Source organism: Pseudonocardia charpentierae (assembly GCF_031845345.1).
In the GTDB taxonomy this organism is placed as follows: domain Bacteria; phylum Actinomycetota; class Actinomycetes; order Mycobacteriales; family Pseudonocardiaceae; genus Pseudonocardia; species Pseudonocardia charpentierae.
The window spans coordinates 220,816-234,216 of the sequence record NZ_JAVREJ010000006.1; the positions used below are offsets into that span (position 1 = coordinate 220,816).

14 protein-coding genes are annotated in these 13,401 nt (G+C 73.7%); 8 read left to right on the forward strand and 6 right to left on the reverse strand.

All coding sequences use genetic code 11. The annotated features are described in order from the left end of the window. Positions 1-34 precede the first annotated feature (34 nt). Entirely contained in the window at positions 35-613 is a 579-nt protein-coding gene (locus tag RM445_RS11725; RefSeq protein ID WP_311556211.1) for an HhH-GPD-type base excision DNA repair protein, read from the reverse strand. A gap of 158 nt (positions 614-771) precedes the next feature. On the opposite strand from RM445_RS11725, the gene RM445_RS11730 reads away from it, so the two are divergent. Next, positions 772-2,277, forward strand: a complete 1,506-nt coding sequence (locus RM445_RS11730) for a DUF7782 domain-containing protein (protein ID WP_397469285.1) — start codon at positions 772-774, stop codon at positions 2,275-2,277. Positions 2,278-2,377: 100 nt separating this feature from the next. Continuing rightward, on the forward strand, positions 2,378-2,800 hold the full coding sequence (dtd, locus tag RM445_RS11735) for a D-aminoacyl-tRNA deacylase (RefSeq protein ID WP_311556263.1): 423 nt from the start codon (positions 2,378-2,380) through the stop codon (positions 2,798-2,800). 58 nt (positions 2,801-2,858) lie between these two features. Here the strand turns inward: dtd and RM445_RS11740 are convergent, their stop codons facing one another. Together RM445_RS11740 and RM445_RS11745 are read right to left on the reverse strand one after the other, a co-directional pair. Beyond that, positions 2,859-3,260, reverse strand: a complete 402-nt coding sequence (locus RM445_RS11740) for a hypothetical protein (RefSeq protein ID WP_311556213.1) — start codon at positions 3,258-3,260, stop codon at positions 2,859-2,861. Positions 3,261-3,378: 118 nt separating this feature from the next. After that, positions 3,379-3,825 carry a helix-turn-helix domain-containing protein gene (locus RM445_RS11745; protein ID WP_311556214.1) on the reverse strand — a complete coding sequence of 149 codons (447 nt, stop codon included), beginning with the start codon at positions 3,823-3,825 and terminating at the stop codon, positions 3,379-3,381. Between the two features lie 274 nt (positions 3,826-4,099). Between RM445_RS11745 and RM445_RS11750 the strand changes: the two genes are divergently transcribed. Beyond that, complete coding sequence (locus RM445_RS11750) at positions 4,100-5,131, forward strand: sigma-70 family RNA polymerase sigma factor (RefSeq protein WP_311556215.1); 1,032 nt, start codon at positions 4,100-4,102, stop codon at positions 5,129-5,131. A 202-nt stretch (positions 5,132-5,333) separates the two neighbouring features. Beyond that, positions 5,334-5,867 carry a flavin reductase family protein gene (locus RM445_RS11755; RefSeq protein ID WP_311556216.1) on the forward strand — a complete coding sequence of 178 codons (534 nt, stop codon included), beginning with the start codon at positions 5,334-5,336 and terminating at the stop codon, positions 5,865-5,867. Positions 5,868-5,874: 7 nt separating this feature from the next. Here the strand turns inward: RM445_RS11755 and dhaM are convergent, their stop codons facing one another. The 3 genes from dhaM to dhaK are packed head-to-tail and all read right to left on the reverse strand — an operon-like array spanning position 5,875 to position 7,988. After that, the gene (dhaM, locus tag RM445_RS11760; protein WP_311556217.1) at positions 5,875-6,339 is read right to left on the reverse strand and encodes a dihydroxyacetone kinase phosphoryl donor subunit DhaM; all 465 of its coding nucleotides are present in this window, start codon (positions 6,337-6,339) and stop codon (positions 5,875-5,877) included. Continuing rightward, the gene (gene dhaL, locus RM445_RS11765; protein ID WP_311556218.1) at positions 6,336-6,986 is read right to left on the reverse strand and encodes a dihydroxyacetone kinase subunit DhaL; all 651 of its coding nucleotides are present in this window, start codon (positions 6,984-6,986) and stop codon (positions 6,336-6,338) included. The genes dhaM and dhaL overlap by 4 nt, the downstream gene beginning before the upstream one ends. 3 nt (positions 6,987-6,989) lie before the next feature. Further along, on the reverse strand, positions 6,990-7,988 hold the full coding sequence (gene dhaK / locus RM445_RS11770; protein WP_311556219.1) for a dihydroxyacetone kinase subunit DhaK: 999 nt from the start codon (positions 7,986-7,988) through the stop codon (positions 6,990-6,992). A 46-nt stretch (positions 7,989-8,034) separates the two neighbouring features. On the opposite strand from dhaK, the gene RM445_RS11775 reads away from it, so the two are divergent. From RM445_RS11775 to ygiD, 4 genes are all read left to right on the forward strand, one after another. Continuing rightward, a complete protein-coding gene (locus RM445_RS11775; protein WP_311556220.1) occupies positions 8,035-9,006 on the forward strand; it encodes an aldo/keto reductase in 972 nt (323 codons plus the stop codon). Positions 9,007-9,200: 194 nt separating this feature from the next. Next, positions 9,201-11,840: a PEP/pyruvate-binding domain-containing protein gene (locus tag RM445_RS11780; protein WP_311556221.1), complete on the forward strand. Its 2,640-nt coding sequence runs from the start codon at positions 9,201-9,203 to the stop codon at positions 11,838-11,840. 84 nt (positions 11,841-11,924) lie between these two features. Further along, entirely contained in the window at positions 11,925-12,446 is a 522-nt protein-coding gene (locus RM445_RS11785; RefSeq protein ID WP_311556222.1) for a MarR family winged helix-turn-helix transcriptional regulator, read from the forward strand. A 16-nt stretch (positions 12,447-12,462) separates the two neighbouring features. Beyond that, complete coding sequence (gene ygiD, locus RM445_RS11790; RefSeq protein ID WP_311556223.1) at positions 12,463-13,341, forward strand: 4,5-DOPA-extradiol-dioxygenase; 879 nt, start codon at positions 12,463-12,465, stop codon at positions 13,339-13,341. The last annotated feature ends 60 nt before the right edge of the window (positions 13,342-13,401 follow it).

Consider the following 13,401-nt stretch of genomic DNA (forward strand, 5'->3'; position numbering starts at 1 on the left):
CGTGGGGTGACCGCGCGTCCACCTCGGCGGGCGGCTACGTCGTGGCGGCGGCCTTCTTCTGGGCCTTGGCCGCCTGCTTGAACTCCCGGACGCGGACGAGCGACGCCCCGTCGACCACGTCGGCGACCGACCGGAACGACCCGTCGTCGCCGTACGCCCCGGCGGCCTCCCGCCAGCCCGGCGGGGTCACCCCGCGCTGCTTGCCGAGCAGCGCGACGAAGATCTGCGCCTTCTGCGCGCCGAATCCGGGCAGCGCCTTGATCCGGCGCAGGAGGGTGGCACCGTCCGGGACGTCGCGCCAGAGGCCCGCGGCGTCGCCGTCGTAATGGTCGACGAGCAGCGCGGCGAGCGCCTGCACCCGCCCGGCCATCGCCGCGGGGTAGCGGTGCAGCGCCGGCGGGCCGGTGAACACGGCGGCGAGGGCCTCGGGGTCGTACTCGGCGAGCGCCCGCGCGTCGAGCCGGTCCACGCCGAGGCGCCGGGCGAGGCCGGCGGGTCCGGCGAAGGCGCGTTCCATGGGGAACTGCTGGTCGAGCAGCATGCCGATCAGCAGGGCGAGCGGGTCGCGGTCGAGCAGCGCGTCGGCGTCGGGGTCTTGCGCGAGCTGCAGCACGGCTCCTCCGATCGGCGGGGAGCCCCAGCGTAGCGGTGGCCCCGGTGGTTGCAGGAAAGCCACTTTCATGCAATGCCATTGCAGGAACGTGGCTTTCCAGACCCGTGCGCACCCCGGCGGCAGGCCGCGGACGGGGCGTCGGCGAGGATCGGGGCGTGCTGCCCGAGATCTCCCCCGCCACCGCCGACGCCCTGCGCACCGCGCTGGACCGCGCCGGCTACCGCACCGACGGAGTGCGGGCGCTGCTCGGCCGGGACGCCCACGCCGCGCTCACGCGGGGCGAGCCCGAGCCCGCGTTCCGTGCCACCGCGGACGGCGGCGCGCTCGGGGTGCTGGTGCGGATGCTGCTGTTGGGAGCGGTCGAGCCCGATGCCGCCGTCACCGCGGCTCTCGCCCCGCTCACGCCCGTCGACGCCGCGGCGGCCGGCCTGCTGCGCCGCGCGAACGACGGCTGGGCCGCCGCCCTCGATCTGCGGCCGCACGGCGCGGACAGCGGGGACGACGAGGGGGACGGCGAGTGGTGGGTGCTGTCGGATCTCGACGCCCGCCGCCAGGAGCGCGACCACGTCACCGGCGTCGGCGGGGCGTCCCTCACCCTCGCATCCGCGACGCCACGCACGCCCGTGGGCACCGTGCTCGACCTCGGCACGGGCTGCGGTGTCCAGGCGCTGCATGCGTCCCGGCACGCCCGCGCCGTCACCGCCACCGACGTCGCCCTCCGCGCGCTGGCGATGGCCCGCGCGACCTTCGCGCTCAACGACCTCGACGTCGAGCTCCTCGACGGTCCGTGGCTCGCTCCGGTCGCCGGGCGCCGGTTCGACCTGATCGTCTCCAACCCGCCGTTCGTCCCCGGCCCGGCCCGGGTCGACTACGTCTACCGCGACTCCGGGCAGGCGGGCGACGACGCGCTCGCCGCGCTGGTCCGCGCGCTCCCGGAGCACCTGGAGCCCGGTGGCGTGGCGCAGCTGCTGGGGTCGTGGCTGCACGTCCGCGGGGAGGACTGGCCGGACCGCGTCCGCTCGTGGCTGCCCGAGGGCGTCGACGCGTGGATCGTGCAGCGGGAGACGACCGATCCGGCGCTGCACGTCGGCACATGGCAACGCGACGCGGGGCTCGACCTGCACTCCGCCGAGGCCCGTGCGCAGGCCGGGGCGTGGCTCGACTGGTTGGCGGCCCAGAAGGTCGAGGCCGTGGGGTTCGGGTTCCTGACCCTGCGTCGGATCGATGGGGCCAGCACGACCGGGACGCCGACGGTCGTGGTCGAGGACCTGCCCGACGACCTCACCGACCCGCTGGGCCCCGAGGTCGCGGGCTGGCTGGACCGCGTCGACTGGCTGCAGGCGCACGCGACGGACGACGCTCTGCTCGATGCCCGGCTGCGGCTCACCGACGGCGTGCTGCTCGAGCGGTACGCCACGGCGGGCGACGAGGGGTGGAGCGAGGCGGGCGCCGCGGTCGCCAGGGCGGAGGGACCCCGGTGGCGCCACGAGGTGGACGAGCCGGCGGCCGCGCTGTTGGCGGGCTGCCGGGGCGCGCTGCCGTTGAGGGAGCTCGTGGAGCTGCTCGCGTTCGCCCACGACCGTCCGGTGGACGCGCTGGTCGGCGCGGCCCTGCCGGCGGTGCGGGAGATGGTGCGGCACGGCCTGCTGGTCCCGGTCCCATGAGGCCGGCCGTGGCGCCGGCGTTCGCAGCGTGGTGGCTTTGCTGCACTCCGACCGCAGCAAAGCCACCATGCTGCACTCGCCTCGGCCGGTCGGGCGCGGCATGAGGGCCGTCGTCGCCCGGGTCACGCGGGCCGCGGTCGTCGTCGACGGGGCGACCGTCGGCGAGATCGGCGCCGGCCTGCTGGTGCTGCTCGGCGTCCACCGCGACGACCCCGACGAGACCGTCGCCGTCATGGCCCGCAAGCTGCACGAGCTGCGCATCCTCGACGGGGAGCGGTCGTGCGCCGAGACGGACGCGCCGCTGCTGGTCGTCAGCCAGTTCACGCTCTACGGCGACACCCGCAAGGGCCGCAGGCCGTCGTGGTCCGCGGCCGCCTCGCCAGACCGGGCCCGGCCGCTGGTCGACGCGGTGGTCGCGGCGCTGCGGGCGCGAGGGGCGACGGTGGCGACCGGGGTGTTCGGTGCCGCGATGGCCGTCGAGTCGGTGAACGACGGGCCGTTCACGGTGCTGCTCGAGGTGTGAAGACGGGAACGGCCCCCGCCCGGCGATGCCGGACGGGGGCCGTGGTGCCCCGCGAAGGTCAGGCCTTGGTGGCGTTCCGGGCGGCGCGGGCGGTCGAGGCCGCCTTCTCGCCGGCGACCTTGACGGTCTCGGTCGCGTTGTCCACGACCGCCTCGGTGCCGTTCACCGTGTGCGCGGTGACGGACTGGGTGGCGCGCTGGGCCTGCTCGGTCACGGCCTCGGTGGCCTTGGTGGCGGCCGACGCCCACTGCTGGGCGAACTCGCGCTGGTTGGCGAGCACCTTCTCGACGAAGTCGAAGTAGGTCTCGACCACGCTGGGCAGGTCGGGGAGCTGGCCCGGGGTGGTGGTCACCTTGCTTGCGAAGCTCTGCACGGTGTCGGCCCAGGTCTGGACGGCCGACGTGACCGCCTCCTGGCTCCGGTTGGCGATGTCGACGAACTGGTCGGTGGGCGCGGTCATCGTCCACGTCCTCTCTGAATCGTAGGTGGTGTCGCTAACCAAACTATGCACCAGCGTTAAGTATGTCAATCACGTTTCGTGTGACGCCGGTCCTAGTGGTCTGCACCACCGCGTCGACTCACTCGGGATCGACGAAGCTGCGGTATACGCCCAGCAGGGCCGCACGCTGCTCGGGAGAGAGCCGGGGGTCCGTGCGGATGGCCTCCTCGGCGCCGCCACCCCCCGCGGCCTCTCTGGCACCAGATGCCCAGCCCCCCTGCGCGAGGAGCTGCTCGGTCGACAGCTGCAGGGCGGCCGCGATCGAGTGGAGCACCTTCAGCGAGGGCTGGTGCAGCCCTCGCTCCACCTGGCTGAGGTAGGCGTTCGAGACACTGGTCATCGAGGCCATCTCGCGCAGCGACAGGTTGGCCAGCTGGCGTTGGGCGCGGATGAACTCGCCCAGGGCGTTCATCTGGACGGTCCAGCCCGAGGGCGCAGCGCCGTTGTGCGGCGTGCTCGCGGCAGCCGGCGTCTCGTCGGCCGGACCCGAGGCGGGCTCGTCTGCGGCGGATCGTGCAGCGGTCATGCATCCATCATCCCGGTACGGCGCCCCGCGTGGGTGGGGTGTTCTCGATTGACCACCCGACGCACCGGCTCAGGGGCGTGCTTTCGGCCACACACCCGTCGGAGTCGGCGGCGAAGCGGTGTCCGGATTGAGAACCCGCTGAGAGTTGGGACTCACCCACGCGATGGTTCCCCCGTCGAGGGAACGTTCGGGAACGACGTGGCGTTGGACCGATCGAGAGCCCCGGCGGAGTGCCCCGAACGCCCACCGCCCGGGTCCATGGGGGAGGAAACCAATGACCGTGCCGCAGACCGTTCCGGGTCGGCGCGCAGACACCGACGATACGCGCGACGAGGCCGTCGAGGCGGCGGTCGAGTTGTCCGCCGAGGACCTCGACGCCCAGAGCCCGGCCGCCGACCTGGTGCGCGTCTACCTCAATGGTATCGGAAAGACCGCCCTGCTGACCGCAGCGCAGGAGGTCGATCTCGCCAAGCGCATCGAGGCCGGCGTCTTCGCCAAGCACGTCCTCGACAGCGCGGCCGCCGAAGGTGTCGAGCTCGACCCGGCCCACGCCAAGGACCTGCGCCTCGTCGTCCGCGACGGCGAGCGCGCCCGCAACCATCTGCTGGAGGCCAACCTCCGGCTGGTCGTCTCGCTGGCCAAGCGCTACACGGGCCGTGGGATGCCGCTGCTGGACCTGATCCAGGAGGGCAACCTGGGCCTGATCCGCGCCGTCGAGAAGTTCGACTACACCAAGGGCTTCAAGTTCTCCACCTACGCCACGTGGTGGATCCGTCAGGCCATCACCCGCGGAATGGCGGACCAGGCCCGGACGATCCGGCTGCCGGTGCACCTGGTGGAGCAGGTCAACAAGCTCGCCCGGATCAAGCGCGACATGCACCAGCGCCTGGGCCGCGAGGCCACGCACGAGGAGCTCGCCGAGGAGTCCGGCCTGCCTGCCGAGAAGATCTCGGATCTGCTCGACCACGCGCGCGACCCGGTGTCGCTCGACATGCCGGTCGGCGCCGAGGAGGAGGCCCCGCTCGGCGACTTCATCGAAGACGGTGAGGCCGCCGACGCCGAGACCACCGTGATCTCGCGCCTGCTGCACGACGACCTGCGCCGCGTGCTCGGCACGCTGGAGGACCGCGAGCAGCACGTGATCCGCATGCGCTACGGCCTGGACGACGGCCAGCCCCGCACGCTCGACCAGATCGGCCGCCGCTTCGGGCTCTCCCGCGAGCGGGTGCGCCAGATCGAGCGCGAGACGATGGCCAAGCTGCGCATCGGGGAGCGGGCGGACCGCCTGCGTTCCTACGCCAGCTGACGCGCTGTACCCACACCGGCGCCGTCCCCCCGAGGGGACGGCGCCGGTGTGTGTCGGCCCGGATGTAGCGAAAGCGGCGTCGGGTGCACTGAGTGCACCGAAAGCCGCTTTCGGTACATCCGCGGCGGGCCGCCGAGCCGGTGGGCGACGACACCGCCATCCGCCAGGCGAAGAGCGGTCAGGGCGGCCTAACCTCGACGGCATGACCGGTCCTGCCAACGCTCCTGCCGTGAGCCCCGCCGTCATGCGTGACGTGCTCGGGCACTTCGCGACCGGCGTCGTCGTGGTGACGGCGCGGCAGACCGACGGGACCCTGCTCGGCTTCACCTGCCAGTCGTTCGCGTCGCTGTCGCTCGACCCGCCGCTGATCAGCTTCGCGCCGGCGCGCTCGTCGTCGACCTGGCCGCGGATCCGCGAGGTGAAGAACTTCTGCGTCAACGTCCTCGCCGCGGACCACCGCGACCTCAGCGCCGGCTTCGCCCGCTCCGGCACCGCGGTCGACAAGTTCGCGGGCGTCGACTGGTGCCCGGCGCCCTCGGGCGCGCCGGTGATCGAGGGCGTCAGCGCCTGGATCGACTGCACGCTGTGGTCGGAGTACGACGGCGGCGATCACACGATCGTCGTCGGGCACGTGCACGACCTCGGCTCCGACCCGGCCACGCTCCCGCTGCTGTTCTACCGCGGCGCCTACGGGATCAACGGCACCCAGGAGATGAACGGCGCCCGCCGGCGCTGACGTCCGGTCAGGTCGTCGGCTCCCACGACAGGCCCAGGTGCGAGCGCTTCGGTCCGAGCGCCGCCGCGGCGTCCGCGCTCACCTGGTGCCGGTCCGCGCCCGTCGACGCCGTCGCCGCGGCCACCACCAGGCCCTCGACCAGCGGCCCGGCGCTGAGCACGGTGCGTCCACGGGTCGCGGGGTCCGCACCCACGTCCTCGAGCAGATCCAGGGCGAGCTCGGCCGAGAGCACCGCGCTGCCCAGGTCCATGAGTACGACGACCCCTGCGCCCCGGTCCGACGTCGCGATCGCGGTCGCGATGGCGGCGGCGTCCGTGCCGAGCGTGATCTCGTCGAGGCCCGCGGCGACGGCGATGGGCACGTCGACGTCGCCGATCACCTCGCGGGCGAGTTCGACGGCGGCGTTGCCCAGCGCGCGGCTGTGCGACACCACGACGATCCCCACGCTGGGCGTGGTCTCCGGCGTACTCACCCGAGGCTCTCCGCGGCCGCTTCGAGCAGCAGCGTCGTCGAGGTCGCGCCGGGGTCGCGGTGCCCCGCGCTGCGCTCGCCCAGGTAGCTGGCCCGGCCCTTGCGGGCCACGAGCGGAACGGTGGCGTCCGCGCCCTCACGCGCGGCCGTCGCCGCGGCCCGCAGCGCGTCCTTGAGCGACGCGCCGTCGGCCAGCGCGGCGTCCAGCGCGTCGACGGCCGGGGTCAGCGCGTCGACCATCGTCTTGTCGCCGAGCTGCGCCTTCCCCCGGGTGAGCACGCCCTCGAGGCCGGCGCGCAGCGCTGCGGCGAACGCCGCACCGTCGAACTCGGCACGGTCGCCCGCCGAGGTCCCCATGCGCAGGAAGAACGTGCCGTACAGCGGACCGCTCGCTCCGCCGACGGTGCTGACCAGCGTCATCCCTGCGGACTTGAGCAGCGCGGCCGGCGCGGCGTCCGGGGCGGCGTCGAGCTTGCCGACCACGGCGGTCATCCCGCGGCGCATGTTCGAGCCGTGGTCGGCGTCGCCGATCTCCGAGTCGAGCCTCGTCAGCTCGTCGGCGTGGTCGGTCACCTCGTCGGCGAACGTCCGCAGCCAGCGCCCGAGCTCGGCCGAGCCCACCGTCTCCTGCCCGATTTCCTGTGGCAACGCTCAGACCCCCCACCGGAACGCCACGGTGTTGATCGGCGCGTCCCAGAGACGCAGCAGCTCGTCGTCCAGCTTGAGCAGGGACACCGAGGCGCCGGCCATGTCCAGGCTGGTGAAGTAGTTGCCGACCAGCGTGCGGGCCACCCGGACCCCGGCCTTCTCGAGGATCGCCGCCACCTCGCCGTACATGAGGTAGAGCTCGATCAACGGAGTGGCGCCCAGGCCGTTGACGAAGGCGAGCACGCCGTCGCCCGCGGTGAAGTCCAGGTCGGCCAGCACCGGCTCGACCAGCATCGCGGCAACCTCCTTGGCCGGGGCCACCGGCAGCCGGCGCCGGCCGGGCTCGCCGTGCACGCCGATCCCGACCTCCATCTGGTCGTCGGGGAGGTCGAAGGTCGGCCGACCGGCCGCGGGCACGGTGCACGAGGTCAGCGCCATGCCCATGCTGCGCACGTTGCCGATCACTTTCCGTGACACCTCGGCGACCGCGGACAGGTCGCGGCCCTCCTCGGCGGCCGCGCCGGCGATCTTGTTGAGCAGGATCCCGCCGGCCACGCCGCGGCGCCCCGCGGTGTAGAGGCTGTCCTCGACGGCGACGTCGTCGTTCATGATCACGGTTTCGACCGTGACGCCGTCCTCGGCAGCCAGCTCGGCGGCCATCTCGAAGTTCATGATGTCGCCGGTGTAGTTGAGCACGAAGTGCAGCACGCCGGCCCCGCTGTCGACGGCCTTCGTCGCCGCCTGCATCTGGTCGGGTACCGGCGAGGTGAACACCTCGCCCGCGCAGGCCGCGTCCAGGCCGCCCATGCCCACGTAGCCGCCCTGCAGTGGCTCGTGCCCCGACCCGCCGCCGGAGACGATCCCGACCTTGCCCTGCACGGGGGCGTCCGCCCGGTAGATGATCTTGTGTTCATGGTCGACCCGCAGTGAGGGGTGCGCGAGCTCTATCCCACGCAACGCCTCACTGACGACGTCGGCAGGATCGTTGATCAGCTTCTTCATCGGAGCTCCCGTTCTCGGCGACGATCGATCCGTAAGCTACGCCGACGTGACCGCGACGGGAACCAGTGATCGGAAACGGCTCGGGATCGGACTCGCTGCAGTCGGTCGTCCCGCGTACATCACCGGCGGGAGGGCCTCGGATCTCGGCGCAGAGCGCGACATTGTCACCTTCCGTGACCGCGCCTTCGCCGTGCTCGACGCCGCCTACGCCGCCGGGATCCGCTACGTCGACGCCGCCCGCTCGTACGGACGGGCCGAAGAGTTCCTCTCCGACTGGTTAGTGGCCCGTCCGGAGATCGACGACGTGGTGGTGGGCTCGAAGTGGGGCTACCGCTACGTCGGCGACTGGCGGATGGACGCCGAGGTGCACGAGATCAAGGACCACTCGCTCGAGGCGTTCACGGCGCAGTGGGCGCAGACGTCGGAGCTCCTGGGCGGGCGCGTCGGGGTCTACCACGTGCACTCGGCGACGCTGGACAGCGGCGTGCTGGACGACGCCGCCGTGCACCGGGCGCTGGCCGGGCTGCGGGACCGGGGCGTGCGGGTCGGGATCTCGACGTCGGGCCCGCACCAGGCGGACGCCGTGCGGAAGGCGTTGACGGTGACGGTCGACGGCGCCCCGCTGTTCACGTCGTTCCAGAGCACGTGGAACGTCCTCGAGCCCTCCGCCGCGCCGGCCTTGGCCGAGGCCGCCGACGCGGGTGCGTACGTGATCGTCAAGGAGTCGGTGGCGAACGGCCGGCTGGCCCCGGGTGGCGCGGACTCCCCCGCCACGCAGCGCGTTGCCGACCTGGCGGTGGAGCTCGGCACCACCGTCGACCGGCTCGCGATCGCAACGGCCCTCGCGCAGCCGTGGGCCTGGCGCGTGCTGTCGGGCGCCGTCGACCCCGCACAGGTGGCGAGCAACGCCGCCGCGGCCGACCTCGCCCTGCCCGACGCAGTGGCGGCCGAGCTCGCCGGCCTGGCCGAGGACCCGGCCACCTACTGGGCCGCCCGCTCCGCCCGCCCCTGGACCTGAGCGAGCCCGACCCCCGCGAGTCCGCGACTTCGTCAGCGCGAGTCCGCGACTTCGTCAGCGCGAGTCGCCATTCTGGGACTGGCCGCGGGTTGTCCTCGCGGTGCCAAAACGGCGGACTCGCGCTGACGAACCGACGGACCCGCGGGCTATTCATCGCCTGTTGAGTTCCGGGGCGGGCGGCGCTAGCGTGGGGTATGGCCACTGCCGAGCGCTCCGCTGCGACGTCCCCCGTCGGCTCGCCGCTGGTGGTCGACCTCGGGGAGCTGCGGTCCACCGACCTTCCACGGGTGGGTGGGAAGGCGGCGAACCTCGGTGAGCTGATCTCCGCGGGGCTCCCGGTGCCCGGCGGGTTCTGCGTGACGACCGAGGCCTACGCGCGGGCCGCCGCGGACGTCGACACCACCGATCCAGGCCGAGCCCGCGACCTCCTGCGCACGGTCGCGGTGCCCGACGACATCGCCGCCGCGATCACGGCGGCGCACCGGGCGCTCGGCGACGTGCCCGTGGCGGTCCGGTCGTCCGCGACCGCGGAGGACCTGCCGACCGCCAGCTTCGCGGGGCAGCAGGACACCTACCTCAATATCGTCGGGACCGAGGCGTTGCTCGACGCGGTGCGCCGCTGCTGGGCGTCGCTGTGGACCGACCGCGCCGTCGCCTACCGGGCGGAGCTCGGGATCGACGACGCCGAGGTGCGGCTCGCGGTGGTCGTCCAGCGGATGGTCGACGCGCAGGTGGCCGGGGTGCTGTTCACCGCGGACCCGGTGAGCGGGCGGCGTACCCGTGCGGTGCTCGACGCGAGCCCCGGCCTGGGTGAGGCGGTCGTGTCGGGGATGGTCAACCCCGACCACCTCGCGGTCGAGCGCGGCCGGGTCGTCGACCGGCGGCTCGGCGACAAGGCCGTCGCGGTGCGGGCACTGCCGGGCGGAGGGACCGAGCGGGTGGAGCTCGCGAGCGGGGCGGACGCGTGCGTGACCGACCGGCAGGCCCTGGAGCTTGCCGCGCTCGGGCGCCGCGTCGAGAGGCACTTCGGTGTCCCCCAGGACATCGAATGGGCGCTCGACGGTGCCGGCGCGATCTGGCTCACCCAGGCCCGGCCGATCACCAGCCTCTACCCGGTGCCCGTGTCGCGCGACGGCGCGCTGCGCGCGTTCGTCTGCGTCAGCCTGGCCCAGGGGCTGACCCGGCCGATCACGCCGATGGGGCTGTCGGCGTTCGGCGTCATCGGCGGCACGGCGGCCCGGCTGTTCGGCCTCCCCGGCCCGCACACGACCGACCCCGTCGCTCCCCCGCCCGCCTTCGCCGCGGTCGGCGGACGCGCTTTCGTCGACATCACGGCGGGGCTGCGCAGCCCTGTCGGGCGGGCGGCGGCCACGCGCATCCTCGGCATCATGGAGGCACGCACCGGCGTGGTGCTGCGCGACCTGTTCGCCGATCCCGCGTTCGCACCGGTGCCCCGAGCTCGGTGGCGGGCGGTCCGCCGGGTCGTTCCCGTGCTCGTGCGCTTCCGTGTGCCGCTGGTGATGCTGCAGGCCGTCGCCTCCCCCACCGCCGCCCGCAACCGCGTCGCTGCGCTCGGCGCCCGGGCGGCGCGCGTCCCCGCCTCCCCTCCGGACGCCACGTCCACCGAGCGTGTCGACCGGGCGACGCAGACGCTCACGACCGCCCTCCACGTGTTCCCGCGCAGCGCGCCCGCTTTCGCGGGTGGGTTCCTCATGCGGGTGGTCGCGCGCCGCCTGGCGGGCGACGACCTGGACGACGTCACCATGGACGCGGTGTTGCGTTCGCTGCCGAACAACGTCACCACGGAGATGGACCTGCAGCTGTGGGCCCTGGCGCAGCAGGTGCGCGCCGACCCGACGTCGGCCGCCGCCCTGCGCGACACCGCCGACCTCGCCGCACTCGCCGCACTGTTCCGCGCCGGCACCCTGCCGACCGCCCTGCAGAACGGGCTCGCCGGCTTCCTGCGCCGTTACGGCCACCGGGCCGTCGCCGAGATCGACATCGGCATGCCGCGGTGGTCGGAGCAGCCCGAACACGTGCTCGGCGCGCTGGCCAACTACCTGCGGCTGGACGACCCCGACGCCGCCCCCGACGCCCGCTTCGCCGCAGGCGAGCGCGTCGCCCGGCAGGCCCTCGCGGACGTCGTGGCCCGGGTCGGCCGCCGCTCACGGTGGCGCGCCCGGGCCGTCGGCTTCGCCCTCGGCCGCGTGCGCGAGCTGGTCGGGCTGCGCGAGGCCCCGAAGGACCATCTCGTGCGCCTGATCGCCCTCGCCCGCGCAGAGCTGGCCGCCGTCGGCACCGAACTGGCCGAACACGAACTCCTCGACGCCCCCGGCGACGTCTTCTTCCTCGACCTGCGCGCCATCCGTGCCTCGATCGACGGCGTCGACCAGCGCCACCTCGTCGCCGGCCGGCGCGAGGAGTACGCACGGGAGCTGCGCCGCCGGCACATCCCGCGGGTGCTGCTCTCCGACGGCACCGAGCCCGAGGCGCTCGCCCGCGCCGACGTCCCGGACGACGGCGCGCTGATCGGCACCCCGGCCTCGGCCGGCACGGTCACGGCACCGGCGCGCGTCGTCCTCGACCCGGTCGGCGCGCGGCTCGAGCCCGGCGAGGTCCTGGTCGCGCCGTCCACCGACCCGGGCTGGACCCCGCTGTTCCTCACGGCGGGCGCGCTGGTGATGGAGATGGGCGGGGCCAACTCGCACGGTGCGGTCGTGGCCCGCGAGTACGGCATCCCCGCGGTCGTGGGCGTGCCGGACGCCACGTCGCGGATCGAGACCGGCGCCAGGGTCACGGTCGACGGCGCCGCCGGCCGCGTCCACCTCAACTGATCCACAACGCACAAACCGGTCGCCGGGCACACGGTCCGTGCCCGCGCGGCGCGCGCCCACTCGTCCGGATGACACCATGGTGGAGTGGACGCTGTGAAGCAGGACGACGTCGCCGACCTGGCGGCTCCGACGCAGGCGCCGGAGCCGCGCTGGCTGGAAGGCATCGAGCGCGACGCCTGGCTGAGCCTGATCGGCGTCATCATCCGGCTCCCCGCCGCACTCGACGCCCAGTTGCAGCGCGACGCCGGTCTGAGCCACTTCGAGTACACCGTCATGGTCAACCTCTCCAACGCCGACGACCACGTGCTGCGGATGAGCCAGCTCGCAGCGCTGTGCCACTCCTCGCTGTCGCGCCTGTCACACGTGGTCGCCCGCCTCGAGCGGCGTGGCTGGCTGCGTCGCGACCCGTGCCCCGACGACGGGCGCGCCACCCTGGCCACGCTGACCGACGACGGCTTCGCCAAGCTCGCCTCGGCCGCCCCCGGGCACGTCGACGCCGTGCGCGCCTACGTGATCGACGCGCTCGACCCGGAGCAGCTGGGGCAGCTCAGCGCCCTCGGCGACACGATCCTGGGCCGTCTGGACGGCGACACGCCGCGCCGCTGAGCGCACAATCTCGCCCGTGACCACTGCAACGCCCACGAGGATGCCCGCCGCCTTCCTCGGCCACGGCAACCCGATGAACGCTCTCGACGACAACCGCTACACGCGGGCGTGGCGGGCGTTCGGACAGGCCGTTCCCCGGCCGCGGGCCATTCTGGTGGTCTCGGCGCACTGGTACATCAACGCCACGGCCGTCACCGCCATGCACCGCCCCCGGACGATCCACGACTTCTTCGGCTTCCCCCAGCGCCTGTTCGACATCGACTACCCCGCGCCCGGGATGCCCGAGCTGGTGCACGAGGTCTCCGACGCCGTGCAGCCGACCTGGGTGGGGGCGGACGTCGACTCCTGGGGCATCGACCACGGCACCTGGTCCGTGCTCGTGCACGCCTTCCCCGAGGCCGACATCCCCGTCGCGCAGCTGAGCATCAACTCCGAGAAGCCGTTCGACTACCACCTCGGGCTCGGGGCGAAGCTCGCCCCGCTGCGCGACAGCGGCGTCCTCGTCGTCGCCAGCGGCAACATCGTCCACAACCTCGGCGGCATCGACCGCCGGCTCGCCCATGAGGGCTACGACTGGGCCCACCGCTTCGACGACGACGCCCGCGAGCGCATGCTCGACGACCCCGCCGCCGTCGCGGGGCTCGACGCGCACCGCGACTTCGGCACCGCCGTCCCGACCCCCGACCACTTCCTGCCCCTGCTCTACCTCGCCGGGCTGGCCGACGCGGGGCGGGCAGCCGGAGGGAGCACCGATGTGCTGGTCGACGGCTACGCCTACGGCTCGCTGTCGATGACCGCCTACACCCTCGACCTGCCCTGCCAGGTCGACGGCGACGGGCCGGACGACGCGGCCGAGCTGCCCGAGGACGTCCCCCCGGACCACTCGAACATCTGAGCCCACCCCGGATGAGGGGGAGGGCACCAGGTACTAGCACCCCGTGTTTGCGGCGTGGCC